The organism is Streptomyces tatrensis (assembly GCF_049310065.1).
Classification (GTDB): domain Bacteria; phylum Actinomycetota; class Actinomycetes; order Streptomycetales; family Streptomycetaceae; genus Streptomyces.
Map to the genome: position 1 here is coordinate 5,863,563 of NZ_JBMDLB010000011.1, position 26,102 is coordinate 5,889,664.

General features: G+C 71.7%; 26 protein-coding genes and 1 riboswitch. Of the genes, 15 read left to right on the forward strand and 11 right to left on the reverse strand.

Annotated elements, in window-relative coordinates:
- Window positions 1-27: 27 nt before the first annotated feature.
- The 6 genes from ACODT5_RS42765 (at window position 28) to ACODT5_RS42790 (ending at window position 5,866) form a co-directional block, all read left to right on the forward strand.
- Window positions 28-891, forward strand: a complete 864-nt coding sequence (locus ACODT5_RS42765; RefSeq protein WP_422524315.1) for a bifunctional methylenetetrahydrofolate dehydrogenase/methenyltetrahydrofolate cyclohydrolase — start codon at window positions 28-30, stop codon at window positions 889-891.
- Window positions 881-1,354 carry a DUF3017 domain-containing protein gene (locus ACODT5_RS42770; RefSeq protein WP_422524316.1) on the forward strand — a complete coding sequence of 158 codons (474 nt, stop codon included), beginning with the start codon at window positions 881-883 and terminating at the stop codon, window positions 1,352-1,354. The genes ACODT5_RS42765 and ACODT5_RS42770 overlap by 11 nt, the downstream gene beginning before the upstream one ends.
- A gap of 201 nt (window positions 1,355-1,555) precedes the next feature.
- Window positions 1,556-2,545 (forward strand): malate dehydrogenase, encoded by a 990-nt coding sequence (locus tag ACODT5_RS42775; protein WP_327254557.1) that lies wholly within the window; start codon window positions 1,556-1,558, stop codon window positions 2,543-2,545.
- Window positions 2,546-2,701: 156 nt separating this feature from the next.
- Window positions 2,702-4,408, forward strand: a complete 1,707-nt coding sequence (locus ACODT5_RS42780; protein ID WP_422524317.1) for a hypothetical protein — start codon at window positions 2,702-2,704, stop codon at window positions 4,406-4,408.
- The gene (locus ACODT5_RS42785) at window positions 4,398-4,808 is read left to right on the forward strand and encodes a hypothetical protein (protein ID WP_422524318.1); all 411 of its coding nucleotides are present in this window, start codon (window positions 4,398-4,400) and stop codon (window positions 4,806-4,808) included. The genes ACODT5_RS42780 and ACODT5_RS42785 overlap by 11 nt, the downstream gene beginning before the upstream one ends.
- Window positions 4,809-4,810: 2 nt before the next feature.
- The gene (locus tag ACODT5_RS42790) at window positions 4,811-5,866 is read left to right on the forward strand and encodes a hypothetical protein (RefSeq protein ID WP_422524319.1); all 1,056 of its coding nucleotides are present in this window, start codon (window positions 4,811-4,813) and stop codon (window positions 5,864-5,866) included.
- Between the two features lie 28 nt (window positions 5,867-5,894).
- On the opposite strand, the gene ACODT5_RS42795 is transcribed toward ACODT5_RS42790, so the two are convergent.
- Entirely contained in the window at window positions 5,895-6,386 is a 492-nt protein-coding gene (locus ACODT5_RS42795; protein WP_422524320.1) for a carboxymuconolactone decarboxylase family protein, read from the reverse strand.
- A gap of 313 nt (window positions 6,387-6,699) precedes the next feature.
- Entirely contained in the window at window positions 6,700-7,548 is an 849-nt protein-coding gene (locus ACODT5_RS42800) for a DMT family protein (protein ID WP_422525203.1), read from the reverse strand.
- A 115-nt stretch (window positions 7,549-7,663) separates the two neighbouring features.
- On the opposite strand from ACODT5_RS42800, the gene ACODT5_RS42805 reads away from it, so the two are divergent.
- Both ACODT5_RS42805 and ACODT5_RS42810 read left to right on the forward strand, forming a co-directional pair.
- On the forward strand, window positions 7,664-7,987 hold the full coding sequence (locus ACODT5_RS42805) for a hypothetical protein (protein ID WP_422524321.1): 324 nt from the start codon (window positions 7,664-7,666) through the stop codon (window positions 7,985-7,987).
- Between the two features lie 6 nt (window positions 7,988-7,993).
- The gene (locus ACODT5_RS42810; RefSeq protein WP_422524322.1) at window positions 7,994-9,184 is read left to right on the forward strand and encodes a glutathionylspermidine synthase family protein; all 1,191 of its coding nucleotides are present in this window, start codon (window positions 7,994-7,996) and stop codon (window positions 9,182-9,184) included.
- Window positions 9,185-9,207: 23 nt separating this feature from the next.
- On the opposite strand, the gene rocD is transcribed toward ACODT5_RS42810, so the two are convergent.
- The gene (gene rocD / locus ACODT5_RS42815; protein ID WP_422524323.1) at window positions 9,208-10,413 is read right to left on the reverse strand and encodes an ornithine--oxo-acid transaminase; all 1,206 of its coding nucleotides are present in this window, start codon (window positions 10,411-10,413) and stop codon (window positions 9,208-9,210) included.
- A 109-nt stretch (window positions 10,414-10,522) separates the two neighbouring features.
- Window positions 10,523-10,613, forward strand: a riboswitch (ZMP/ZTP riboswitch).
- A gap of 35 nt (window positions 10,614-10,648) precedes the next feature.
- Between rocD and ACODT5_RS42820 the strand changes: the two genes are divergently transcribed.
- From ACODT5_RS42820 to ACODT5_RS42835, 4 genes are all read left to right on the forward strand, one after another.
- On the forward strand, window positions 10,649-11,932 hold the full coding sequence (locus ACODT5_RS42820; protein WP_422524324.1) for a serine hydroxymethyltransferase: 1,284 nt from the start codon (window positions 10,649-10,651) through the stop codon (window positions 11,930-11,932).
- Between the two features lie 637 nt (window positions 11,933-12,569).
- Window positions 12,570-13,583: a tryptophan--tRNA ligase gene (trpS, locus tag ACODT5_RS42825; RefSeq protein WP_422524325.1), complete on the forward strand. Its 1,014-nt coding sequence runs from the start codon at window positions 12,570-12,572 to the stop codon at window positions 13,581-13,583.
- Between the two features lie 140 nt (window positions 13,584-13,723).
- On the forward strand, window positions 13,724-14,347 hold the full coding sequence (locus ACODT5_RS42830; protein ID WP_422524326.1) for a 2'-5' RNA ligase family protein: 624 nt from the start codon (window positions 13,724-13,726) through the stop codon (window positions 14,345-14,347).
- A gap of 145 nt (window positions 14,348-14,492) precedes the next feature.
- A complete protein-coding gene (locus ACODT5_RS42835; protein WP_422524327.1) occupies window positions 14,493-15,500 on the forward strand; it encodes a YihY/virulence factor BrkB family protein in 1,008 nt (335 codons plus the stop codon).
- Here the strand turns inward: ACODT5_RS42835 and ACODT5_RS42840 are convergent.
- A complete protein-coding gene (locus ACODT5_RS42840) occupies window positions 15,448-16,698 on the reverse strand; it encodes a D-alanyl-D-alanine carboxypeptidase family protein (RefSeq protein WP_422524328.1) in 1,251 nt (416 codons plus the stop codon). The genes ACODT5_RS42835 and ACODT5_RS42840 overlap by 53 nt on opposite strands.
- A gap of 121 nt (window positions 16,699-16,819) precedes the next feature.
- On the opposite strand from ACODT5_RS42840, the gene ACODT5_RS42845 reads away from it, so the two are divergent.
- The 3 genes from ACODT5_RS42845 (at window position 16,820) to ACODT5_RS42855 (ending at window position 20,281) form a co-directional block, all read left to right on the forward strand.
- Window positions 16,820-17,080 carry an SCO4848 family membrane protein gene (locus ACODT5_RS42845; protein WP_385374592.1) on the forward strand — a complete coding sequence of 87 codons (261 nt, stop codon included), beginning with the start codon at window positions 16,820-16,822 and terminating at the stop codon, window positions 17,078-17,080.
- Window positions 17,077-18,591: a metallophosphoesterase gene (locus tag ACODT5_RS42850; protein ID WP_422524329.1), complete on the forward strand. Its 1,515-nt coding sequence runs from the start codon at window positions 17,077-17,079 to the stop codon at window positions 18,589-18,591. The genes ACODT5_RS42845 and ACODT5_RS42850 overlap by 4 nt, the downstream gene beginning before the upstream one ends.
- Window positions 18,592-18,724: 133 nt before the next feature.
- On the forward strand, window positions 18,725-20,281 hold the full coding sequence (locus ACODT5_RS42855; protein ID WP_422525204.1) for an ABC transporter substrate-binding protein: 1,557 nt from the start codon (window positions 18,725-18,727) through the stop codon (window positions 20,279-20,281).
- A 39-nt stretch (window positions 20,282-20,320) separates the two neighbouring features.
- Here the strand turns inward: ACODT5_RS42855 and ACODT5_RS42860 are convergent, their stop codons facing one another.
- From ACODT5_RS42860 to sdhA, 7 genes are all read right to left on the reverse strand, one after another.
- A complete protein-coding gene (locus ACODT5_RS42860) occupies window positions 20,321-21,082 on the reverse strand; it encodes a TetR family transcriptional regulator (RefSeq protein ID WP_422524330.1) in 762 nt (253 codons plus the stop codon).
- Window positions 21,083-21,092: 10 nt separating this feature from the next.
- The gene (locus tag ACODT5_RS42865; RefSeq protein ID WP_422525205.1) at window positions 21,093-21,500 is read right to left on the reverse strand and encodes a thiol-disulfide oxidoreductase DCC family protein; all 408 of its coding nucleotides are present in this window, start codon (window positions 21,498-21,500) and stop codon (window positions 21,093-21,095) included.
- 89 nt (window positions 21,501-21,589) lie between these two features.
- Entirely contained in the window at window positions 21,590-21,994 is a 405-nt protein-coding gene (locus ACODT5_RS42870; protein ID WP_422524331.1) for a hypothetical protein, read from the reverse strand.
- Window positions 21,995-22,088: 94 nt separating this feature from the next.
- Entirely contained in the window at window positions 22,089-22,862 is a 774-nt protein-coding gene (locus ACODT5_RS42875) for an alpha/beta fold hydrolase (protein WP_422524332.1), read from the reverse strand.
- A 57-nt stretch (window positions 22,863-22,919) separates the two neighbouring features.
- Window positions 22,920-23,462 (reverse strand): hypothetical protein, encoded by a 543-nt coding sequence (locus ACODT5_RS42880; RefSeq protein ID WP_422524333.1) that lies wholly within the window; start codon window positions 23,460-23,462, stop codon window positions 22,920-22,922.
- A 110-nt stretch (window positions 23,463-23,572) separates the two neighbouring features.
- Window positions 23,573-24,340: a succinate dehydrogenase iron-sulfur subunit gene (locus ACODT5_RS42885; RefSeq protein WP_422524334.1), complete on the reverse strand. Its 768-nt coding sequence runs from the start codon at window positions 24,338-24,340 to the stop codon at window positions 23,573-23,575.
- On the reverse strand, window positions 24,340-26,094 hold the full coding sequence (gene sdhA / locus ACODT5_RS42890; RefSeq protein WP_422524335.1) for a succinate dehydrogenase flavoprotein subunit: 1,755 nt from the start codon (window positions 26,092-26,094) through the stop codon (window positions 24,340-24,342). Before sdhA ends, ACODT5_RS42885 begins: the two co-directional genes overlap by 1 nt.
- Window positions 26,095-26,102: the final 8 nt, after the last annotated feature.

Consider the following 26,102-nt stretch of genomic DNA (forward strand, 5'->3'; position numbering starts at 1 on the left):
GACCGCTCCATCCGGGAGGATGGGTCCATGACTGCCCAGATTCTCGACGGCAAGGCCACCGCAGCCGCGATCAAGTCCGAACTGACCGCCCGCGTGGCGGCGCTCAAGGCCGGGGGCATCACCCCGGGCCTCGGCACCCTGCTGGTCGGCGACGACCCGGGCAGCCGCTGGTACGTCAACGGCAAGCACAAGGACTGCGCCGAGGTCGGCATCGCCTCCCTCCAGCGCGAACTCCCCGCGACGGCCTCCCAGGAGGACATCGAGGAGGTCGTGCGCGAGCTGAACGCCAACCCGGAGTGCACCGGCTACATCGTGCAGCTCCCGCTTCCCAAGGGCATCGACACCAACCGCGTCCTGGAGCTCATGGACCCGGCGAAGGACGCCGACGGCCTGCACCCGATGTCACTCGGCAGGCTGGTCCTGAACGAGCCGGGCCCGCTGCCGTGCACCCCGTATGGGATCGTCCAGCTGCTGCGCCACCACGGAATCGAGATCAACGGCGCGCACGTGGTGCTCCTCGGCCGCGGCATCACGGTCGGGCGCTCCATGGGCCTGCTCCTCACCCGCAAGTCCGAGAACGCCACGGTGACGCTGTGCCACACCGGCACCCGGGACCTGGCCGCACAGCTGCGGCAGGCCGACATCATCGTCGCGGCGGCCGGTGTGCCGCACCTGGTCAAGCCGGAGGACGTGAAGCCGGGCGCGGCCGTGCTCGACGTCGGCGTCAGCCGCGACGAGAACGGCAAGATCGTCGGGGACGTGCACCCCGGGGTCGCGGACGTGGCCGGCTGGATCTCCCCGAACCCGGGGGGCGTCGGCCCGATGACCCGGGCGCAGCTGCTCGTCAACGTGGTCGAGGCGGCCGAGCGGGCGGTTCCCCGTGCCGGCTGAGCCCGAGCCGGCGCACAGCGCGGTCCCCGAGCCCGTGCCCGCCGGGGCAACCGCCCCGCCGGGGCCCGAAGGGGCTGCCAGGTCCCGCCGCTTCCCCTCCGTCACCCGGGACACCGCGCGTCCCGAGGGCGGCGGCCGGGCCGCGCCCGGCGACGCTCCGGCTCCGGCCCGGCAGTGGCCGATGCTGGCCGTCCTCACCGCCACGGCCGCCGGGCTGCTGCTCACCGCGATGGGCCATCCGCGCATCGGCTGCCTGCTGATCGGCGCCGCGCTGATCGCGGGCGCGGTGATGCGCCGGCTGCTGCCCTCCGTGGGCATGCTCGCGGTGCGCTCCCGCTTCACGGACATGGTCACGTACGGCCTGCTGGGCGTGGCGATCGTGCTGCTCGCCCTGGTGATGGAGCCCAACCCGCTCCTGGACGTCCCCTTCTTGGAGACCGCGGTCCGCTTCACGGTCCGCTGACCCTCCCGGAGCCCCCGGGACACCCCCGGGGGAGGCCCCGTGTGCCCCGCGCCACACGGGGCGGGGGATTGGGGTGCTCCAGGGTCGGATAGCCTGACGGCGGATGTCTCTTCACGTCAAGATTTACTGGGCCACGGAGCGGCGTCCTCCCAGCACATGGGGCAGGGACGCCCCACCGCCAGCTGTCTAACGGAGAAGGCCATGACCCGCACTCCCGTGAATGTCACCGTCACCGGCGCCGCCGGCCAGATCGGCTACGCGCTGCTCTTCCGCATCGCCTCCGGCCACCTGCTCGGCGCGGACGTGCCGGTCAAGCTCCGTCTTCTGGAGATCCCTCAGGGCATGAAGGCCGCTGAGGGCACCGCCATGGAGCTCGACGACTGCGCCTTCCCGCTGCTCGCCGGCATCGACATCTTCGACGACCCGAACAAGGGCTTCGAGGGTGCCAACGTCGCGCTGCTGGTCGGCGCCCGCCCGCGCACCAAGGGCATGGAGCGCGGTGACCTGCTCTCCGCCAACGGCGGCATCTTCAAGCCGCAGGGCGCCGCGATCAACGCGAACGCCGCGGACGACATCAAGGTCCTGGTCGTGGGCAACCCGGCCAACACCAACGCGCTCATCGCGCAGGCCGCCGCCCCGGACGTACCGGCCGAGCGCTTCACCGCGATGACCCGCCTGGACCACAACCGCGCGATCTCGCAGCTGGCCGCCAAGACCGGCGCCGCCGTCTCCGACATCAAGCGCCTCACCATCTGGGGCAACCACTCGGCGACCCAGTACCCGGACATCTTCCACGCGGAGATCGCCGGCAAGAACGCCGCCGAGCTGGTCAACGACCAGGCCTGGCTGTCCGACGACTTCATCCCGACCGTCGCCAAGCGCGGCGCGGCGATCATCGAGGCCCGCGGCGCGTCCTCGGCCGCCTCGGCCGCCAACGCCGCCATCGACCACGTGCACACGTGGGTCAACGGCACCGCGGCGGGCGACTGGACCTCCATGGGCATCCCGTCGGACGGCTCCTACGGCGTCCCGGAGGGCATCATCTCCTCCTTCCCGGTCACCACCAAGGACGGCCGCTACGAGATCGTCCAGGGCCTGGACATCAACGAGTTCTCCCGTGCGCGCATCGACGCCTCCGTGGCGGAGCTCGTCGAGGAGCGCGACGCGGTGCGCGAGCTCGGCCTGATCTGACCGCCTCCGTACGGCACGGCCGCGCAGGCCCCCGTACGAACGCGTGTGAGTGCACGTGAACCCGTGTGAACACCGAAACGCCCCGGCCAAACCTGGCCGGGGCGTTTGGCGTGAATCTTTCTGTCGCCGCATGGAGGGGAACCCTAGGGTCGGTCGGTGACCGAGAACCCGATTCCCCGTCAGCCCATCGGCAGTTGGGCCGACCCCTCCGCGGGCCGCCCCCCGGTTCACCCCTCCCTCAGTGAGGCCGGCCGCTTCCTGTGTGCGGGCACGTACCTCGACGCCGGGTACCGCGACCGGGTCATCGACGAGCTGTACGTCCACGAGGAACGGATCGTCGCCCCCTCCTACGGCTACGACGCCTCCCGGGTCCTCGCCCACGCGCTGCGCGCCCGCCGCGCCGAACTCGGCTGGGCCGCCGGAGTCCTCGGAGCCTGGTTCGTCGGCTCGCTGCTCACGGGCGGCGCGCTGGCCGCGCTGATCGTGCCCTTCCTGCTGCTGAGCCTGGCCGACTGGCTGCGCGCCCGGAACGTGCCGGTGCTGCGCCTGCTCTCCCGGGTCCTGCGGATCTACGTCTGGGTGGCGATCGCCACTGCCGTGCTCGCCCTCTTCTCCGGCGGGTTCGCCCTGCTCGGGGCCGTGGACGAGGTGGGCGGGGGCGGCTTCCTGTCGTTCCTCCCGACGGGCGGGGAGCTCGGCGCCGCCGCTGCCCTGTGGTGGCTGCCCGTGGTCTTCGCCGGGGTGGTCGCCGTCGTGGGGCTCCAGCGCGGCCACGTCTTCCGGACCATCGCGACCGACCTCTCCGAGCGCCGCTACGCCGACCACGCGAACGACCAGGCCGAAGCTGCCGAGGGGGCCCGCTTCCAGCGGGTCCGCCAGCGCATCCGGGCCGAACAGCACGCGCCGATGATCATGTACGACGTCAACGACCCGTTCTGCGGGGCGGGTGATCCCTTCCGGCCCTGGCAGCTGTCCGTGGAACTGCGCCCGCGCGAGGACCTCGGCCCCGAGCGCAAGCCCGTCGCCGTCACCAACGCCCACATCCTGGCGCGGATCGTGCCGCTGCTGGAGCGCCTGCGGGTGCCCTCCCCGCACGGTTCCCCGGAGCAGGCCGCCGCCGTGGGCGACCGGATGCGCGAACTGGTCCTGGACGAGTGCGTGTTCCTGCCCGCGGGCGGGCTGCCGCACCGGGACACCGCGCAGGTCGTGCACGGGCAGTTCGGCGAGCAGCGGGCCGCCTCCATCGAGGAGGGCGGCGAGCGCCGCCGGCACTTCCTGCGCGTGCGGGTGGGCGGCTGGGACGAGAACCTCGTCGTCACCGTCTTCGTACGGGTGCACACGCAGGGCGGGATGGTGATGCTGGAGGTGGCCCCGCACGTGCTGCTGCCCGTCCGGACCGACTTCCACAACGCCGACGCGGACGCCCAGCGCTACCGCAACAACAACCCCTTCGGCAAGGCCGTCTGGGCCCTGCGCAACACGCCCGGCTCACTGGTCGCCTCCGCCGGCACGCTGGGCCGCGGCCTGGCGAGCTGGTGGCGGATCGTCACCGGCGGCCACGGCGGGGCCCGGCCCGAGGGGCCGCGGGTGTCGGTGCGCGACCTGGCTTCCGAGGACAACGGCTCGCTCTTCCACCTGATGGACCTCGACCGCTTCCTGAAGACCATCCAGGACCGGGTCGTCGGGGGCGTCGTCGTCGCACTGCACGAAGCGGGCTGGCACACCGAGGAGTTCGCGCAGCGCGCGGTCAACGTCGCCGAGGGCGGGGTGTTCATCCAGTCGGTGAACCACAGCGCCTTCAGCGTCGGCGGCAGCAACAACACCAACAGCACGAAGGTCAAGGGGAGCACCGGTGGCAACTGAAAACGGCGGTACGGGTACGGGTACGGGCGCCGGCGCGGCCGGGCAGGCGCCCGCGGTCCACATCGGCGGGGTCACGGGCAGCGCGTTCAGCATCGGCGGCGGCAACAACACCAACACCGTGCACCACGGGGGAGCGGGGGCGGACACCGTAGGGCCGCAGGCCCTGCTCGACGCCGTACTGGAGCTGCGCGCGGCCCTCGTACGGCTGCCCCGCGGCGAGGACAGGGCGGCGCTCGACGCCGAACTGGACGGGGTCGCGGAAGGCTTGGAGGGGGCCGAGGAGATCCGGCCCGGCCTGGTCCCGCGGCTGCGCGGAGCCCTGGAACGCTGGGCTCCGCTGGTGGACTCGGTCAGCGCCGCGACCGCCCTGGCCGGGCTCCTGACCACTCTGGGAGGCTGACCGTGCCCCCGCAGGACACCCCGCGCTGGGACCCCGCGACCCAACGCTGGGTCACGGACCCCCAGCCGGCCCCGCCCCCGAACCACACCCCTCCGCCGACCCCGCCGGCGGGCTACGACCCGGCCCCCGGGCCGCCGGCGGCCCCCGCTCCCGGTCATGCCCCGGACACCGCTCCGGCCGCAGGCCAAGGCCACGACCCGGCCGCGGGCTACGACTCGGCTCCGGGCTACGCACCCGCCCCGGGCCACCACCCGGCCCCGGGCGGCTACGGCCCCGGGGCGCCCGCGCAGGACCCGTACCCGTATCCGTACCCCGCGTATCCGTACCCGCAGCCCGGACAGCCGGTGCAGCCCGCTCCGGCCCGGCCCGTGCGGTCCGGCGGGCGGTGGCTGACGCCGGGCACGGCGGCCGTCGCGGTCGCCGCGCTCGCGATCGGGGCGGCGGCCGTGTGGTTCGTGGCGCGGGACTCCGGCGAGCAGCCCGCGCACGCGGGGCCGACGGCCACCAGCGCCGCGCCGAGCGGGGAGTACTCGCAGGCCCCCTCGGCCACGGCCACCGGCTCCCCGTCGCCGACGGACGGCGGCAGTCCCGGCCCGAGTCCCAGCCCGAGCGGCAGCGACCCCGCCCACGAGACCGTGCGCGACGCGAAGGGGTTCACCATCGCCGTCCCGGCCGGGTGGCTCCGCGAGGAAGCCGCCGCGGGGGTCTTCTACCGCTCTCCCGACCGCGCCGCCCTGATCCAGGTCTTCCAGGTGAGCGAGGCCGAACTGACCCCGCTCGCGGCCGTCCGGGGCGCCTCCACCTACCTGCGGGCCCAGACCACCGGCTACCAGGAGATCCGCGTCGGCCCGGCCCCGGGCACCCCCGAGGGCGGGGAGCTGGTCTACGAGTACGACAGTGCGGAGTCACACGGCCGGCGCCGTGGCGTGGAACGGGTCTTCTTCGCGCAGGACGGCAAGAAGTGGGCCGTGCTGACGGCCGGCCCGGCGGCCGAGTGGACGCTCACCCAGGAGCACCACGAGGCCGCGCTGACCGCCTTCCGCCCCACGGGCGGCTGACGGGGGGGCCGGGAGCCCGTCGGGCCGGCTACTTGTCGTACATCCCCGGGGTGTAGTGCCCCGGGGCCAGGCGGGTGGTGACGCCGATCCGGTTCCAGACGTTGATCGCGGCGATCAGGGCGATCACCTGGGCCAGTTCCTTCTCCTCGAAGTGCCGCGCGGCCCGCTCGTAGACCTCGTCGGGAACGAAGCCGTCGGTCAGGACGGTCACGGCCTCCGTCAGCTCGATCGCGGCGAGCTCCTTCTCCGTGTAGAAGTGCCGCGACTCCTCCCAGGCGCCGAGCAGCAGCAGCCGCTCCACGTCCTCGCCCGCCGCGAGGGCGTCCTTGGAGTGCATGTCGATGCAGTAGGCGCAGTGGTTGATCTGCGAGGCGCGCAGTTTGACGAGCTCGACCAGGGCCGGGTCCAGTCCCTTGGCGGCGGCCGTGTCCAGGGCCACGGCGGCCCTGTAGAACTCCGGTGCGAGCTTCGCCAGTTGCATGCGGGGGGTGTGCTCGGGTGCCTTCTCGGTGTGGGTCATGGCTCCAACCTACGATCCGGGCGGCCCGCCGATATGGTCCGTCTCCGGCGCTGGTCGCTGCGCTCCCGTGACGGGTGCCCTGCGGGGCTTGTCCCCTACCCTCCCCCAGACTCCGTCCGGGGGGACCCCCGGTTCCCCCGTTCCCCGGGCTCCGCCCCAGACCCCGCTCCTCAAACGCCGGACGGGCTGGATCGTGCCGGCGTCAGCTCGCACGCGACCGCCGGTGGTCTGGAAAATCCAGCCCCTCCGGCGTTCGAGGAGCGGGGTCTGGGGCGGAGCCCCAGGAGCACCGGGCTGCGCCCGGACCCCGTCCTCACGCGGCGGGCGGGCCGGACGGCTGGATCGGGTCCGCCGGGGGTTCGCCGAAGCGGGCCAGGGCCAGGGCGCCGGCCACGGCGATCAGGAAGCCCGCGACCGCCAGCCAGGTCAGGCCCTCGCGGGTGCGGTCGCCCAGCCAGGCCACGCCCACCACCGCCGGGCCGATCGTCTCGCCCAGGACCAGCCCGGCGGTCGCCGCCGTCACCGAGCCGCGCTGGAGCGCCGAGGTGAGCAGCAGGAAGGCGGCGCCGCCGCCGAGCAGCAGTGCGTAGAACGCCGGGTTGGACAGGGCGGAGAGCGAGATGTCGTCGATGAGCCGGACCGCCACCTCCACCACGCCGAAGCCCGTCCCGGCGGCCAGACCCAGCGTCAGCGCCCGGCTGCGGTCCGGCAGCCCGCCCGCCACGGCCCCGACCACCAGGACCAGCCCCGCCACCGCCAGCAGCCCAAGCTTCAGCGCGAGCGTGCCCTTCCCCGAGCCCTCCTCCCCGGACGCCAGCCCGAGCATCACCAGCCCCGCGCACACCACGCCGACCGCGCCCCACTCCGTCCCGCTCAGCCGCACCCGCAACAGCCGCGCCGCGACCACCGCGGTCACCGCGAGGCTGGCCGCGAGGGCCGCGCCCACCGCGTAGATGGGGATGTGCCGCAGGGCGATGATCTGGAGGACGAAGCCGACCCCGTCCAGGCAGAGTCCGGCGATATAGCGCCACTGGCGCAGCGCCCGAAGGAAGAGCGCGGCGTCGACCCCGGAGCCCGTCCCCGGCACGGTCGCCCGCGTCGCCACTGCCTGCAGGACCGACGCCGTGCCGAAGCAGACCGCCGCACCGAGCGCGCAAATCATCCCAATGAGCACGAACCGACTCTAGGTCACGGATCCCACGTCGGCCGGATTCCGTCGGCCGGGGCGGCCGTTCTAGTCTGTGCGCAGCCGGCCACCCAGGGGGAGCGAACAGTCCATGGACAGCAGCAGTAGCAGCAGCAGCACCGACACCACCCGCACCAAGCGCCGCATGCGCTCCGGGACCGTCGCCCTCGGCGGCATGGGCCTGCTCGCGGCGGCCCTCGTGGCCTGCGGCAGCAGCAACGAGCCCGACAAGCGCTGCGCGGACCGCGCCACCCTGGAGAAGCTGAACTCCAAGGAGTGCAAGAGCGGCGGCCGAGGCGCCTACTACTACGGCGGCACCGTCGCGAAGAACAAGGTCAGCGGCGGCAGCTTCGACAAGTCGGCCGTCACCCGCGGCGGCATCGGCGGCAGCCACAAGAGCTCCTCGGGCGGCTGATCCAGCGTGAAGCGCCACACCATCGAGCCCCGCCCCGACTGGCAGAAGACCGTCGAGGAGCAGGGGCTGATCTACCCCCTGACCCGCTACCCCGACGACTCCCTGCGTCCCTACTGGGACGAGAGCGCGTACTACTCCTTCACCCTCCCCGAGGTCGAGGCGCTGGAGAACGTCGTCGAGGAGCTGCACGCCATGTGCCTGGCGGCGGCCCAGCACATAGTCGACCACGACCGCTTCGCCGACCTCGGCATCGCGGACCCGAAGCTGGCCGCGCTGATCGCCGAGTCCTGGCGGCGCCGCGCCGAACAGCCCTCGCTCTACGGCCGCTTCGACCTGCGCTACGACGGCACCGGCAGCCCCGCCAAGATGCTGGAGTACAACGCCGACACCCCCACCTCCCTCGTGGAGGCGGCCAGTCCGCAGTGGTTCTGGATGGAGGAGCGCTTCCCCGGCGCCGACCAGTGGAACTCCCTCCACGAGCGGCTCGTCGACGCCTGGCGGCGCCAGGCGGAGCTGCTCCCGCCCGGCCCGCTGCACTTCGCGCACTCCGAGACCGACGAGCTCGGCGAGGACCTGATGACGGTCGCCTACCTCCAGGAGACCGCCGAGCAGGCCGGCATCGAGACGCGGGAGCTGTCGGTGGAGGCGATCGGCTGGGACTCCCTGTCCGGCCGGTTCGTCGACGAGAAGCTCGGCTTCATCCGCGCGATCTTCAAGCTCTACCCGTGGGAGTGGCTGGCCACCGACGAGTTCGCCCCGCAGGTCCTCGGCACGTACGACCACGGCGGAGGCTCCGGCACCACCGCCTGGATCGAGCCGCTGTGGAAGATGCTGCTCTCCAACAAGGCGCTGCTGGCGGTCCTGTGGGAGCTCTTCCCGGAGCACCCGAACCTGCTGCCCGCCTACCTGGACGGCCCGCGCGAACTCGCCACCACCACCGGCTACGCGGCGAAGCCGCTGCTCGGCCGCGAGGGCGCGGGCGTCACCCTGCACCCGGTCGACGGCGAGCCGTTCACACCGGAGCAGGGCGAGACGTACGTCTTCCAGGGCCTCGCCCCGCTGCCCGACTTCGACGGCAACCGGGTGGTGCTCGGCGCGTGGGTCGTCGAGGACGAGTCGGCGGGCCTCGGCATCCGAGAATCGGCGGGGCCGGTCACGGACGAGTACGCCCGCTTCCTGCCCCACGTCATTTTGTAGGACGCAGCATCCTCTAGGGGCAGCTAGGCGCCGAGGACCGACCTGAGCTGGTCCAGCCCCCAGTCCAGGTCCTCCTTGGAGATCACCAGCGGCGGTGCGATCCGGATCGTCGACCCGTGGGTGTCCTTGACCAGCACGCCGAGCTCCATCAGCTTCTCGGAGATCTCCCGGCCGGTGCCGCGCGACGGGTCGATGTCCACGCCCGCCCACAGCCCGCGGCCCCGTACAGCGGTCACGGCGCCGCCGCCGACCAGCAGGTTCAGCTCCCGGTGCAGGTGGTCGCCGAGCTCGGTGGCGCGCTGCTGGTACTCGCCGGTGCGCAGCATCGCGATGACCTCCAGGGCGACGGCGCAGGCCAGCGGGTTGCCGCCGAAGGTGGAGCCGTGCTCGCCCGGCTTGAACACGCCGAGCACGTCGAGGTCGGCCACCACCGCCGACACGGGGACGACCCCGCCGCCCAGCGCCTTGCCGAGGATGTACACGTCCGGGACGACGCCCTCGTGCTCGCACGCGAAGGTCTTCCCGGTGCGGCCCAGGCCCGACTGGATCTCGTCGGCCATGAACAGGACGTTCCGCTCGCGCGTCAGTTCCCGTACGCCCCGCAGGTATCCGGCCGGTGGCACGAGGACGCCGGCCTCGCCCTGGATCGGCTCCAGGAGCACGGCGACGGTGTTGGAGGTGACGGCGTGGGCGAGCGCGGTGAGGTCCCCGTACGGGACGATCTCGAAGCCGGGGGTGTACGGGCCGAAGTGGTCGCGGGCGTCGTGGTCGGTGGAGAACGACACGATGGTCGTCGTCCGGCCGTGGAAGTTGTCGGCCGCCACCACGATCTTGGCGTGGCCGTCCGGTACGCCCTTGACCTCGTAGCCCCACTTGCGGGCGGTCTTCACCGCCGTCTCCACGGCCTCCGCGCCCGTGTTCATGGGCAGGACCGCCTCCTTGCCGCACAGCGCCGCGAGCTCGGTACAGAAGTCCGCGAAGCGGTCGTGGTGGAAGGCGCGGGAGGTCAGGGTGACCCGCTCCAGCTGGGCGCGGGCGGCGTCGAGCAGGCGGCGGTTGCCGTGGCCGAAGTTCAGGGCGGAGTAGCCCGCGAGCATGTCGAGGTAGCGGCGGCCCTCCACGTCGGTCATCCACGCGCCCTCCGCGGTGGCGACGACGACGGGCAGGGGGTGGTAGTTGTGCGCGCTGTGCGCGTCGGCGGAGCGGATGGCATCAGCAGTTGTCGACACGGGGTCTCCGATCGTCCGTCAAGCCGGTGACGAGGGTGGCGTCACTGTCCATCCTCGCTCGAATACCGGACGGAGAAACCTTTCTTGTGGCGTGCCCGCTAAGGTGTCGGACACGCACGGCGACTGGCGCACGGAGAACCAACTCCGGGGGAGCCGTGCGCGCACGACCGCATACAGGGCCGCTCGCCTGGGCCTCGCGGGGACGAGACCTGACATCGACCCCGGAGGAGCCGCCATGAGCGCGAACCACCACCACCCGTACCGTCACCCCGCTCTGCTCGCGACCGACCCCGAGCTGGCGTCCTTCGTCGCCGCCGAGGAGACCCTCCAGGCGGAGACCCTGCGCCTCATCCCGAGCGAGAACTACGTGTCCTCGGCCGTGCTGGAGGCCTCCGGCACGGTGCTGCAGAACAAGTACAGCGAGGGCTACCCGGGCCGCCGCTACTACGAGGGCCAGCAGAACATCGACCGCATCGAGGCGCTGGCCGTGGAGCGGGCGAAGGGCCTCTTCGGCGTCGACCACGCCAATGTGCAGCCGTACTCCGGCTCGCCCGCCAACCTCGCGGTCTACCTGGCCTTCGCCGAGCCCGGCGACACGGTGATGGGCATGGCGCTGCCGATGGGCGGGCACCTGACGCACGGCTGGGGGGTCTCGGCGACGGGCTCCTGGTTCCGCGGCGTGCAGTACGGGGTCAGCGCCGACACCGGCCTCATCGACTACGACGCCGTACGGGACCTCGCGCTGGCGGAGCGGCCCAAGCTGATCTTCTGCGGCGGTACGGCGCTCCCGCGCACGATCGACTTCGAGGCGTTCGCGTCGATCGCGAAGGAGGCGGGCTCGGTGCTCGTCGCCGACGTGGCGCACATCGCCGGCCTCATCGCGGGCGGGGCGCACCCCTCCCCGGCCGGTCACGTGGACGTGATCTCCACGACCACACACAAGACCCTGCGCGGTCCGCGCGGCGCGATGCTGATGTGCCGCGAGGAGCACGCGAAGGCCATCGACAAGGCGGTCTTCCCCGGCCTCCAGGGCGGCCCGCACAACCAGACGACGGCCGGTATCGCGGTGGCGCTCCACGAGGCTGCGCAGCCCTCGTTCGTGTCGTACGCGCACGCGGTCGTGGCCAACGCGAAGGCGCTGGCCGCGGCTCTGCTGGAGCGGGGCTTCGACCTGGTCTCCGGCGGTACGGACAACCACCTGATCCTGATCGACCTCACGGGGAAGGGCGTATCCGGCAAGATCGCGGCGAAGGCGCTGGACCGGGCGGGGATCGTCGTGAACTACAACACGGTGCCGTTCGACCCGCGCAAGCCGTTCGACCCGTCGGGGATCCGGATCGGTACGCCGTCGCTGACCTCGCGGGGGCTTCGTGCGGAGCACATGCCGGTGGTCGCCGACTGGATCGCGGAGGCCGTCTCCGCGGCCGCCAAGGGTGACGAGGTGGCCCTCGGCGCGATCCGCTCCGCGGTGGCCGACCTGATGGCCGCCTTCCCGGCCCCGGGCCTCCCCGTCGCCTGACCCGTCCCGGACGGGGGCGGTCCCTGCGGGGCGGAGTCCCCGACCCGCCCTTCCACCGTTCCCAGGGCCGGCCCTGACCCGGTCCTCAAACGCCGGACGGGCTGAAAGGAACGGGGCCCCGGGCTGCGCCCGGACCCCCCTGGGGCTCCGCCCCAGACCCCGGTCCTCAAACGCCGGACGGCTGAAAAGCCCCGGGGCTCCGCCCCGGACCCCGTGCTTTGAACGCCGGCGGGGCTGGATTTGGCTGGCGTCGGCCCTCACGTGCGCGCAGCGCATCGTGGGCCCCGGCGTGGCTGGATTGCCCGGAGGGCAATCTCAGCCCCTCCGGCGTTTGAGGAGCGGGGGTCCGGGGGCTGGCCCCCGTGCAACGGCGCCGCAGGGGCTCGGCCACGCCGGGTGAATCCAGCCCCGCCGGCGTTTGAGGCGCGGGTGGGGCGGCGCCCGCGGAGCCCCGTGCAGCGGGACCCCCTGGACCTCGGCGCGGGAGCAACGGAAAGCGGTCGCTCGGCCGAGGCAAGATCCGGACGGGGCGCTACCGGGCGGTACCCGGGCGGGGGCCGGGCGAGGGGGGTGCGACCCGCCGGGTTCCGGCCAGCGGCGGGGCCGAGCCCGGTGTCACACCTGAGAGAATGGAGCCATGGCTTCTGATCGTCCTCGCGCGCTCTCCGGCATCCAGCCCACCTCCGGTTCGTTCCACCTCGGGAACTATCTCGGAGCCATCCGGCAGTACGTCGCCCTGCAGGAGACGCACGACGCCTTCTACATGGTCGTCGACCTGCACGCGATCACCATGCCGCAGGATCCGAAGGATCTCCGCGCGAACACCAGGCTCTCCGCCGCGCAGCTCCTCGCCGCCGGTCTCGACCCCGAGCGCTGCACGCTCTTCATCCAGAGCCACGTGCCCGAGCACGCGCAGCTCGGCTGGGTCATGAACTGCATCACCGGTTTCGGCGAGGCCAGCCGGATGACCCAGTTCAAGGACAAGTCCGCGAAGAACGGCGCCAACAACGCCACCGTCGGCCTGTTCACGTACCCGATCCTCCAGGTCGCCGACATCCTGCTCTACCAGGCGAACGCCGTCCCCGTCGGCGAGGACCAGCGTCAGCACATCGAGCTGACCCGGGACCTGGCCGAGCGCTTCAACCAGCGCTTCGGACAGACCTTCACCCTCCCCGCCGCGCACATCGTCAAGGAGGTCGCGAAGATCTACGACCTCCAGGACCCGGCGATCAAGATGTCGAAGTCGGCCTCTTCGCCCAAGGGCCTGATCAACCTCCTCGACGAGCCCAAGGCCACCGAGAAGAAGATCAAGAGCGCCGTGACCGACACCGAGGCCGTGATCCGGTTCGACCCGGCCGACAAGCCCGGCGTCAGCAACCTGCTCACGATCTACTCCACTCTCACGGGGGAGTCCATCCCCGCGCTGGAGGCCGCGTACGAAGGCAAGGGCTACGGCGCGCTCAAGACCGATCTGGCCGGCGTGATGGTCGATTTCGTCACACCGTTCAAGCAGCGCACCCAGGAGTACCTGGACGACCCGGAGACCCTGGATTCCCTGCTGGCCAAGGGCGCGGAGAAGGCCAGGGCGGTCGCCGCCGAGACCCTGGCGCAGGCCTACGACCACCTCGGTTTCCTCCCCGCGAAGCACTGACGGGGACCGAAGAGAAAGAGGGCCCTGGCGATCTGGGGGGTGCTGCCGCCACACTGGGGCGGCAGCACTCGTGCGACGCACACGCGGAGCACATGCGAAGCACAGACCACGCACAGGGACTACAGGCGGAGGAGAGCTACGTGGGGACCGTAACGCTCGGCGTTTCGATCGCGGTCCCGGAGCCGTACGGCAGCAGCCTTCAGGAGCTGCGCGCGGGCTTCGGGGACGCCGCCGCGCACGGCATTCCCACCCACGTCACCCTCGTACCGCCGACGGAGGTGGCCGCGGACCGGCTGCCCGAGATCCGCGCCCACCTGGCCGCGGTCGCGGCCGCCGGCCGCTCGTTCGTGATGCGGCTGGCCGGCACGGGCACCTTCCGTCCCCTCTCGCCGGTGGTCTTCGTCCAGGTCGTCGAGGGCGGCTCCGGCTGCACCCGGCTCCAGGGCCAGGTCCGCGACCCGGACGGGCCGCTGAGCCGGGAGCTCTCCTTCCCGTACCACCCGCACGTCACGGTCGCCCACGGGATCTCCGAGGAGGCGATGGACCTGGCGTTCGACACCCTCGCCGACTACGCGGCCCAGTGGCTCTGCTCCGGGTTCGCCCTCTACGAGCAGGGCTCGGACGGGGTCTGGCGCAAGCTGCGGGAATATCCGTTCGGCAACGGGGCAAGCGGTGGGGCGAGCGCGGTTCCGGCGCAGCTCGGCTCGGCGACGGACAGCAGTGCGGCGGCAGCCGCGGGCGAGGCGACCGCACGCCGTTCCTGACGCAGGAACCGCAACCGGAAACCGATCCTTCGCAGGATCAGGGCGTGGAACGGCCGAGCCGTCGGGCGAAAAGTCACAATCGACGACCGTAGTCCCCAAAAGCGGCAATACCGGCTATTTACGACAGCTCATTTACGGTGACCGTATGGACTGGCTGACGAAACTCCCGCTGATCGGGCCCCTGGTGTCCGCCCTGATGCGCACCCACCTGTGGCGTTCGTACCAGCGGCTCGACCGCGTGCACTGGAGCCGGCTCGCCGCCGCGATCACCTTCATCAGCTTCCTGGCCCTCTTCCCGCTGATCACCGTGGCCGCCGCGATCGGCGCCGGACTGCTCACCCAGGACCAGCTCGACCGGCTGCAGAAGAACCTCGCCGAGCAGGTCCCCGGCATCTCCGACCAGCTCGACATCAACGCCCTCGTCGCGAACGCGAGCACGGTCGGCCTGATCGCCGCCGCCGTGCTCCTCTTCACCGGAATCGGCTGGATCACGTCGATGCGGGACTGCCTGCGCGCGGTGTGGGAGAAGGACGACGAGGACGAGGGCAACCCCTTCGTCCGCAAGGGCAAGGACGCGCTCGTCCTCATCGGCCTCGGCGGCGTCGGCCTGGCCTCGGCCGCCGCCTCGATCTTCGGCTCCAGCGCGGTCGGCAAGGCCGGGGACTGGCTGGGCGTACCGCGCGACGGTGCGGGCGGCGGGCTGCTGCGCGGCGGCGGCTTCGTCGTCGGAGTGCTGGCCGCCTTCCTGCTCCTGCTCTACGTCCTGACCCTGCTCCCGGGCGTCGAACCGCCCCGCCGCCGCCTGATCCAGGCGGCCCTCCTCGGCGCGGCCGGCTTCGAGCTGCTGAAGCTGCTGCTCAGCGGCTACATGCGGGAGGTCGCCACGAAGAGCATGTACGGGGCCTTCGGCGTGCCGATCGCGCTGCTGATCTGGATCAACCTGACGGCGAAGCTGCTGCTGTTCTGCGCGGCGTGGACCGCGAGCCGCGACGATGCCGACGGCGACGGCGTGGAGGACCCGGAGCCGGGCCGGGAGACCGACCCGGAGCCGGGCCCGGAGCCGGGCGGCCGTGAGCCCGCCCCGGAGCCCGCCGGCTCCGCTACGCCCGGCCGCGAGCCCGGCGGCCGCGCCCCCGCGGCCAGCGCCGGTTGACGGCGTAGGCCCCGCCGGCCACCACGGCCAGCACCCCGCCCGCCACGCCGAAGGCCGTACCGATCCCGCCGCCGGAGCCCGTACCGGACGCCGACGGGTTGTTCTCGTGGGACTGGGCCGGGGAGCCGTGGGAGGTGGTGTCCGCGCTCTTCGGCGGCACCAGCTCGCCCACCGGCTTGACCTTCCCGCTCGCCGCGAAGCCCCAGTCGAGCAGGTCGGCGGTCTCCTCGTACACGGAGTTGGCGCCGCCGGTGCCCGGGTTCATCACCGTGACCAGCAGCTTCTTGTCGCCGCGCTGGGCGGCGCCGGTGAAGGTGGAGCCGGCCATCGTGGTGCTGCCGTTCTTCACCCCGGCGATTCCCTTGTAGGGGGAGAGGCCGCCGGCGCCGGTCATCAGCCGGTTGGTGTTCTGGATCTCGAAGGTCTCGCGCGGCTTGCCCGACTCCTGCCGGCCGGGGAACTTCGCGCTGGCCGTGCCGCAGTACTCCCGGAAGTCCTGCTTCTGCAGACCCGAGCGGGCGATGAGGGTGAGGTCGTAGGCGCTGGAGACCTGGCCCGGAGCGTCGTAGCCGTCCGGGGACACCACGTGCGTGTCCAGGGCCTGGAGCTCCTCGGCGTGCGCCTGCATGTCCTTGACGGTCTTCTCGACGCCGCCGTTCATCGCCGAAAGCACGTGCACGGCGTCGTTCCCGGAGCGCAGGAACACCCCGAGCCACAGGTCGTGGACGCTGTACTCGGCGTCCTCCTTGATGCCCACCAGGCTGGAGCCGGAACCGACCCCGTCCAGTTCGTCCTGGCTGACCTTGTGGACCCGGTCCTTGGGCAGGCCCGGCAGCACGGTGTCGGCGAAGAGCATCTTCATGGTCGAGGCCGGGGGGAGCCGCCAGTGCGCGTTGTGCGCGGCGAGGATCTCGCCCGTCTCGGCGTCGGCCACGATCCACGAACGGCCCGTCAGGTTCGTCGGCAGCGCGGGCGCGCCGGGCAGCAGGCTGACCTGCGTACCGGGCTGCCCGAGCGCCGAGCCGCCGACCGTGGACATCGAGGCGGGCGGCGCCGGCGCCTTGCGCGGCTGCCCCTTCCCGTCCACCGGTGGCGTCGGCGTCGGCGCGGCGTGCACGGGCGGGGCCAGCAGCGCCGGGACCAGCAGGGCGGGAAGCGCGGCGGATAGGACCGTCAACGCGGTCTTCTTGGCAGACACGCAGGTGAAAGTACATCCCGATGCTGTGCTTAGCGTCACGGACCGGCCAACCCGCCGCAACCACCGCCGGGACAGCCCACCCCGGCGCGTCCGTCCTGGGGACGAAACCGATACTGAGTCCATGAAACTCAGCCGCGCCGTTTCCTGGTTCCTGCTCGCCTTCGGAGTGTGGAGCTGGTTCATCTGGGTGTCTTTCGTCCGGAACCTGTGGAAGGACGGCAGCGGTCTGGCCTTCGACGACGCGGGGGACCCGACCGGGTACTTCTGGGTCCACCTTCTCTTGGCGGTGGCGTCCTTTCTCCTGGGGACGGCCGTCGGAGTGATCGGGTTGCGCGGGGTGCGGGCGCTGCGGCGTGAATCACGTACGGAGGCGGGCGCGTGACGATCCTTCTCTTCGCGGTCGTGGCCCTGCTGGTCCTGACCCTCCTGGTCCTCGTGCACCGCTGGCTGTGGATCCGCCTGGTCCGCGACACCACCACCCCCGGCAGCGCCATCCGCCGCACGGGCACGGCCCTGGCCTTCGCGCTCCCGCTCCTCTCGGTGGCAGCCCTGATGGCGGGCCGCGCGGGAGCCCCCTTCTGGCTGGAGCGCACGGTCGCCTGGCCCGGCTACCTCTGGCTGGCCGTCCTCCTCTACCTCACCCTGGCCATGCTGCTGGCCGAGCCGGTCCGCATTTTCTGGCTCCGCCGCCAGAACAGGGCCACCGCGCAGGCGGCCCTGAGCGCCCTGGCCTCCGAAGGCGCGGCCGCTCCGGGGCTCGGGGCGGAGCCCCGCCACACTGCCGCAGGCGCGGACACCTCGGGGCCGGGGGCGCAGCCCCGCAACGTCCCCGCCGCCGCAGGCGCGGACGCGACGGGGTCTGGGGCGGAGCCCCAGTTTCGGGAAGGGGCGGGGAGGGGATCAGCGCCGCAGGCCACCCTCGAAGCCACCGCCGAGCCCGCGGCCCCGGCCGCGCAGCACGCCACGGCGGCCGACCAGGCGGCAGCCAACCCGGCGGAGGCCAACCCCGAGGCGGGCGCCTCCGCCGAGGCCGACTCCGCGCAGCCCACCGCGCAGCCCACCCCCTCCGGCGTCAGCCGCCGCCGCTTCGCGCGGATCGTCGCCGGCACGGCAGCCGCCGCAACGGCCGCCACCGTCGGCTACGGCACGTACGGAGTCCTCCGCGGCCCCCGCGTGAAGCGGGTCCAGGTCCCCCTGGCGAAGCTCCCCCGCGCGGCCCACGGCTTCCGCATCGCCGTGGTCAGCGACATCCACCTCGGCCCGATCCTGGGCCACGCCCACACCACCCGGATCGTCGACACGATCAACCGCACGCAGCCCGACCTCATCGCCATCGTGGGCGACCTCGTCGACGGCAGCGTCGAAGACCTCGGCCCCGCCGCCGAACCGCTCCGCGGCCTCCGCGCGCGCCACGGCTCGTACTTCGTGACCGGCAACCACGAGTACTTCTCCGGCGCCCAGCAGTGGGTGGACCACGTCCGCGAGCTCGGCCTCACCCCCCTGGAGAACGCCCGCCGCGAGCTCCCGCACTTCGACCTCGCCGGGGTCAACGACATCGCGGGCGAGAGCGAGGGCCAGGGGCCGGACTTCCAGGCGGCCCTGGGCGACCGGGACCGCGCCCGCAGTGCTGTGCTCCTCGCCCACCAGCCGATCGTCATCGACGAGGCCGTCCGGTACGGGGCCGACCTCCAGCTCTCCGGCCACACCCACGGGGGCCAGCTCTGGCCCGGCGAGTACCTCGCCGAGCTCGCCAACCCCACCGTCGCCGGGCTGGAGCGCTACGGCGACACCCAGTTGTACGTCTCGCGCGGCGCGGGCGCCTGGGGTCCGCCGGTCCGGGTGGGCGCGCCGTCGGACATCACAGTCGTCGAACTCGGCTCATATCAGGCCTGAACCGTCCGAACCTCCAACGCCACGCGACAAATCGGCCTTCCCGAGGCCGAAATTCCATGATGGGATGTGACCGATAATCGGATAACGGGTCGCAGACTTCGGTGTGCGCCCACGTGGGGTGGAGTCAAGGATGTTGCGGTCTGTCCGCTCGAAAGCCATCGCGGCCGGGCTGGTCCTCGGCGTGGCCGGCGTCACCACCTGGCAGTTGCTGCCGGAGAGCGCCGGCGGCGGGGAGCCGATCCGTGTCGGCACGAGCGACGTGGTCTCCTCCCTCGACCCCGCAGGGGCGTACGACGCGGGCTCCTGGGCCCTGTTCAGCAACGTCTACCAGTCGCTGCTGACCATCAAGACCGGCTCGGACACCCCGGTGCCCGACGCGGCCTCCGCCTGCAACTTCGTCGGCGACAAGCTCACCACCTACCAGTGCGAGCTGCGCCCGGACCTGAAGTTCTCCTCCGGCCGGGCGATCACCGCCGAGGACGTCAAGTACTCCTTCGACCGGATCAAGGCGATCAACTCCGACCAGGGGCCGGCGCCGCTGTTCAACACCCTGGAGTCGGTCAAGGCCGAGGGCCGCACCGTCACCTTCAGCCTCTCGGCCGGCGACGCCACCTTCCCGTTCAAGATCGCGACGGGCGCCGCCTCGATCGTCGACAAGGACAAGTACCCGGCCAAGGCCCTGCGCGAGGACGAGAAGGTCGACGGCTCCGGCCCCTTCACCCTCGACGGCTACACGGCCGGCGCGAGCGCCGAGCTGGGGCCCAACGCCTCGTACAAGGGCCAGGGCAAGGTCTCCGAGAGCGCGGTCACCGTGAAGTACTTCAAGGACTCCGCGCAGCTGGAGCAGGCCTGGAACGACCGCGGGATCGAGGTCGCCCACCGCGACATGCCCCCGGCGGTCCTGGCCGGCCTGAACCCGGGCCTGGAGGACACCCGGTACCAGGCCTCGGGCGGTACGGAGATCCGCAGCATGGTCTTCGACCTCCGCCCCGGCTCCCCGGTGGCCCAGCCCGCCGTCCGCCAGGCCGTCGCGGCGATCGTGGACCGGGCCAAGGTCGCGACCGAGGTCTACAAGGGCACCGTCACCCCGCTCTACTCCCTCGTCCCGGCGGGCATCTCCGCCCACAGCACGCCCTTCTTCGACGCCTATCCCACGCCGAGCGGGCTCGCCGCGAAGAAGCTCCTCAAGGACGCCGGGATCGCCACCCCCGTCGCGATCACCCTCGGGGTCAACGTGCGAGGCGCCAGCGTCGCCGAGGCCGAGGAACTGAAGGCGCAGCTGGAGTCCACCGGCCTCTTCAAGCTGACCATCCAGCCGGTCGAGAAGTGGAGCGACTTCCAGAAGGCCTACGCGGCGGGCGAGTTCGACGCCTACACCATCGGCTGGATCGCCGACTTCCCGGACGCGGACAACTTCCTCGCCCCGCTCGTCGGCGCCGACAACTCGATGAACAACGGCTACTCCGACAAGGCCGTCGACTCCCTCATCACCCGCACCCAGTCCTTCTCGGACCGCGGCGGCGCCGCCAACGACTTCCGCGACCTGCAGAAGCTGGTCGCCCAGCAGGTCCCGATGCTGCCGATCTGGCAGAAGAAGGACTACGTGATGTCCCGCGAGGCCGTCACGGGCGCCCAGTACCTCTCGGATGGCACCGGCGTGTGGCGGCTGTGGGAGCTCAACTGGCTGTAGGACCGCGGCCCCTGGCCGGACCCACTGCCGCTTCAGGCCTTACGCCGGGCCCTCCTCCGGGCCCGGCTCCGGGCCGGCGTCCGGGTCGGAGGCCCGCTTGCGGCCCGGCCGGGACACCGCGCTCTGGGCCATGCCCGGCAGGAAGTCCGTGAACAGCTCGTGCACCTCCCGCACCAGCGGCCGCAGCACCCGGAACCGGGCCAGGATGATGCCCCGGGTCGTGAGCTGCGCGCCGCGCTGTGCGAGGCGCCGGGTCTTCTCGCTGTCCGGGGAGCGGTCGAAGACCCAGTAGAGGACCAGGCCCATCTGCGAGAGCCACATCAGCTCCGGCAGTACGTCGGCCAGTTCGTCCGGCACCTTGGTCTTGGCCCCCGCCAGCACCTCGCGGTGCATGTCGATCGCCTGCTTGCGGGCCGCCTCCGACTCCGGGGAGAACGGGCTGAGCGGGCTCTCGGGGTCCGCGGCGTTCTTGAAGAACTGCGAGGCGAACTCGTGGTACGGCGCGGCGATGTCCAGCCAGCTGGTCAGTACGCCGGCGAGCCGCTTCTGCAGATCCGTCTCGTTGTCCAGGATCGGCCGGACCGCCGCCAGGTGGGCGGCGCCGATCCGGTCGTAGAAGCCCTGGACCAGGTGTTCCTTGGACTCGAAGTAGTAGTAGGCATTGCCGACCGATACTCCGGCCTCCTTGGCGATACCGCGCATCGTCGTCTTGTCGAAGCCGCGCTCCTGGAAGAGGCGGAGCGCGGTTTCGAGGATGAGCGTGCGGGTCTGCTCGCTCTTGGGAGCCTTCTGATCAGTCACGGTCCCGAGCCTATCGGGGCGCGGAACACTGGTCGTCACAGGCCGGTTCCCCCGTCTGCGCCGGGGAACCGTCCCGTACGGCCTCGCGCCAGGTGGAGGCGGTGTACATGGCCGCCCTGGCGAAGGGCCGGCCGGCCGGAGTGGCCAGCCAGTTCGCCTTCGGCCGGTGCTCGGCCAGCGCCCACAGGCAGACGATGAAGGCGTCCGTCCCGGTCCACACCTGCCCGGAGTCGCCGATGACGGTGATCTCCTTCAGCGTCGAGGCGTGGTCGAGCCGCGGGTACCGCCGCTGCGCCTCGAAGGAGGCCGCCGGGATGAGCCGGAGGGGTACCAGCCAGCGCTGGCCGAGCAGCCAGTGCCTGATGTGCACGCAGAGCGGGCAGTTCGCGTCGTAGAGCACCGTCAGGTGCCGGGTCACGGCGGCGGTCGGTGCGGCGGCCGGAGCCGGCGCCGGAGCGGTGGCCGGAGCCGGCGTCGGTGCCGCGGTCGGAGCGGTGTCCACCGGGATCAGGCCCCGGCCGGCGCGGTCCACCCCTGGGGGGCGACCGGCGGAGTCTGCTGGCGCTCCATGATTCCCCGGCGGCGCATCTTGTTCAGCACCCAGACGTTCCCGAGGTGCATGAAGCCGAGGACCAGGAGCACGACTCCGAGCTTGACCGACAGGGCCTCGAAGAGCCCGCGGGCCGCGATGATCTCCTCGGCCGACCGCAGGTAGAGGGTCACGAAGCCGATGTTGACGAGGTAGAAGCCGACCACCAGGAGCTGGTTGACGGCGTCGGCGAGCTTCTCGTTCCCCTGGAGGACGTCGCCGATGAAGACCCGGCCGTTGCGGCTGAGCGTGCGGGCCACCCAGACGGTGAGGCCGATGCTGATGAGCAGGTAGATGACGTACGCGACCACGGTGAGGTCCATTGCCCTCAGCCCCCTTGAACGTGTTCAACTGCTGACAGCACTGACTGTAGACCTCTTTTTGAACAGGTTCAAGCGAATGCCGCGCCCGGCTGCGTCAGCGTCCCGGGAGGGCCGCCTCGAAGAGGAAGGGCAGCAGCAACCGGTTGATCTCCTCCGGGCGTTCGAGGGAGGGGAGGTGGCCGGCCCAGGGCAGCTCGACGTGGACGGCGCCGGGTACGAGGGAGGAGAGCTCGGCGGGGACGTCCCGGAAGTCGGGGATGTCGTGCGCGCCGCCGACGGCGAGCACGGGGGCGGTGACCGCGGCCGGCTCGAAGGCGGGCTCGGGGAGTTCGTGGTCCTCGTCGGCGGCCAGGGCGCCCCGCAGGTTCCCGAGCTGCATGGCCCGTACGAGGGCGTGTGCGGCCCCGTCGGCGTCCGGGCCCAGCCACTGGCGGGCGTTGAGCTCGGCCGCGCCCTCCAGGTCGCCGGCCTCCAGCAGGGCGGCCTCGGCGGCGTTGAAGGCGAGCAGTGCGGGACCGCGCCGCTGCGCGGGCCGGGCGGGGCAGAGCAGCGCCAGCGCGCTCACCAGCTCCGGACGCAGCGCGGCCAGCGTCAGCGCGACCCGCCCGCCGTAGGAGCTGCCGACGAACGCGGCCCGCCGGATGCCGAGGTGGTCCAGCAGTGCCCGTACGTCCCCGTGGTCGCTGTACGGAGCTTCGGCGGCGGGGGAGTCCCCGCAGGTGCGGAAGTCCGGCCGGACCACCCGGAACCCGGCCGCGAGCAGCGGCTGCCACTGCGGCTCCCACATCCGGCGGTCGCACACGGAGGAATGGAGCAGTACGACGGCCGGGGCATCGGCGGGACCGTCCACATCATGAGAAATGATCATCCGGTGATCCTCGGTGAGCGGCCGCCGCCGCGCCACCCGATTCCCGCCCGGCGGGGCTCACATGCTCAGCGCGCGCGCCTGGTTGATCTGGCTCATGACCCACATGTAGGTGCCCGGGTCCACCGCGGGGATCATCGTGGAGTGGTGGCGGCCGCCGCTGTTCACGGTGATCTGGATGTAGCCCGTCGTGCGGCGCTCCTTCATCAGGAGGAAGAACAGGCCGAGCAGGCAGAACAGGAAGAAGATGACGGCCAGCACGATCGCGTGCGCCGGGATCTTCTCCTCCGTCCGCGAGAAGTCCGTGGCGTTCCAGATGGCGCCGCGCAGCGGCATGGTGCCCGACGGGGTGATGATCTGGTCGCCGGCGATCGTGATGTCGCCCAGGGAGAGCCCGGCGGCCGGGTACGGCATCGACGGCATCGGCGCCATGGGTGGCAGCTGGGCCGGAAGGCCCGCCCCGCCGATGGTCGGCTGATAGGCCGGGGGCTGGGGGTAGGGCTGCGGGTAGCCGTAACTCGGAGTTCCCGGGCCCCACTTGTACTCGTCGCCCTGGCCGGGGTCGCTCGCGTAAGGGTTCGGGTTCGGCTGCTGCTCACTCATGTGCCCGATGATTCCACAGGCTTGGGCGGGCCAGTAGGGTGATTGCCGGTACGCGGAAGGCCCCGCCCCCGATGCGGACACCGGGGGCGGGGCCTTCGTACGTCAGAAGATCAGAAGCGGCGGGTGATGAGCGCCCGCTTCACTTCCTGGATCGCCTTCGTGACCTCGATGCCTCGCGGGCAGGCATCGGTGCAGTTGAAGGTCGTGCGGCAGCGCCACACGCCGTCCTTGTCGTTCAGGATCTCCAGGCGCTGCTCGCCCGCCTCGTCACGCGAGTCGAAGATGAAGCGGTGCGCGTTGACGATCGCCGCCGGGCCGAAGTACTGGCCGTCGTTCCAGAACACCGGGCACGAGGACGTGCACGCGGCGCACAGGATGCACTTGGTGGTGTCGTCGAAGCGCTCGCGGTCCTCGGCGGACTGCAGGCGCTCGCGCGTCGGCTCGTTGCCCTTGGTGACCAGGAACGGCATGACGTCCCGGTACGCCTGGAAGAAGGGCTCCATGTCGACGACGAGGTCCTTCATCACCGTCAGGCCCTTGATGGCCTCGACCGTGATCGGCTTCTCCGGGTTGATGTCCTTGATCAGCGTCTTGCAGGCGAGCCTGTTCTTGCCGTTGATCCGCATCGCGTCGGAGCCGCAGATGCCGTGCGCGCACGAGCGACGGAAGGTCAGCGTGCCGTCGAGGTCCCACTTGATCTTGTGGAGACCGTCGAGCACGCGCTCCTTCGGGTCGATCTCGATCTGGAAGTCCTGCCAGGTCGACTCGTCCGAGATCTCCGGGTTGAACCGGCGGATCCGGAACGTGACCGTGATGAAGGGCGAGGCGGCGGCCGCCTCCTCCATCTGGTCCGTCTTGCTGAGGGTCGGGGTGGCCATCAGTACTTACGCTCCATCGGCTGGTAGCGGGTGACGACGACCGGCTTGTAGTCCAGGCGGACCGAGTCCTGGCCGTTGTCGTCCACCTCGCGGTACGCCATGGTGTGGCGCATGAAGTTGACGTCGTCGCGGTTCGGGTAGTCCTCGCGGTAGTGACCGCCGCGGGACTCCTTGCGCGCCAGCGCGGACACGGCCATGACCTCGGCCAGGTCGAGCAGGTTGCCCAGCTCGATGGCTTCCAGCAGGTCCGTGTTGAAGCGCTTGCCCTTGTCCTGGACGGACACGTTCTTGTAGCGCGCGCGCAGCTCCGCGATCTTCTCGACCGCGGTCTTGATCGTCTGCTCGGTGCGGAACACCATCACGCAGGCGTCCATCGTCTCCTGGAGCTCCAGGCGCAGCTCCGCGACCCGCTCGTTGCCCGTGGAGGAGCGCAGCCGCTCGACCTGGTCGATGACCTGCTGCGCCGGGTTCTCGGGCAGCTCGACGTAGTCGTTGGCGTGCGCGTACGCGGCCGCCGCGATGCCCGAGCGCTTGCCGAAGACGTTGATGTCCAGCAGCGAGTTGGTGCCCAGGCGGTTCGCGCCGTGCACCGACACGCACGCGACCTCGCCGGCCGCGTACAGGCCCGGGACGACGGTGGTGTTGTCCATGAGGACCTCACCCTCGACGTTCGTCGGGATGCCGCCCATGGCGTAGTGCGCGGTGGGCTGGATCGGGATCGGGTCCGTGTACGGCTCGATGCCCAGGTACGTGCGCGCGAACTCGGTGATGTCCGGGAGCTTCGCGTCGAGCTGCTCCGGCGGCAGGTGCGTCAGGTCCAGGTACACGTGGTCACCGGCGGGACCGCAGCCGCGGCCCTCACGGATCTCGGTGTAGATGGAGCGCGAGACGACGTCACGGGACGCGAGGTCCTTCATGACCGGCGCGTACTTCTCCATGAAGCGCTCGCCGTCCTTGTTGCGGAGGATGCCGCCCTCACCGCGGGCGCCCTCCGTCAGCAGGATGCCCATGCGCCAGATGCCCGTCGGGTGGAACTGGAAGAACTCCATGTCCTCCAGCGGCAGGCCGCGGCGGTAGCAGGCCGCCTGGCCGTCACCCGTGAGGGTGTGCGCGTTGGAGGTCACCTTGAAGAACTTGCCGGTGCCGCCGGAGGCGTAGATGACGGACTTCGCCTGGAACACGTGGATCTCGCCGGTGGCGAGCTCGTACGCGACCACGCCGGCCGACTTCTGGACGCCGTCCTCCTCGACCAGGAGCTGGTCCAGGACGTAGAACTCGTTGAAGAACTCCACGCCCTCCTTGACGCAGTTCTGGTACAGCGTCTGGAGGATCATGTGGCCGGTGCGGTCCGCGGCGTAGCAGGACCGGCGGACCGGCGCCTCGCCGTGGTTGCGGGAGTGCCCGCCGAAGCGGCGCTGGTCGATGGTGCCGTCCGGGGTGCGGTTGAACGGCAGGCCCATCTTCTCGAGGTCGAGGACCGCGTCGATGGCCTCCTTCGCCAGGATCTCGGCGGCGTCCTGGTCGACCAGGTAGTCACCGCCCTTGATCGTGTCGAAGGTGTGCCACTCCCAGTTGTCGTCCTCCACGTTGGCGAGCGCGGCGGCCATGCCGCCCTGCGCGGCGCCCGTGTGGGAGCGGGTGGGGTAGAGCTTGGTCAGCACGGCGGTGCGGCTGCGCTTCGTCGATTCGATGGCGGCGCGCATGCCTGCGCCGCCCGCCCCGACGATGACGGTGTCGTACTTGTGGATCTTCATTGGTTTCG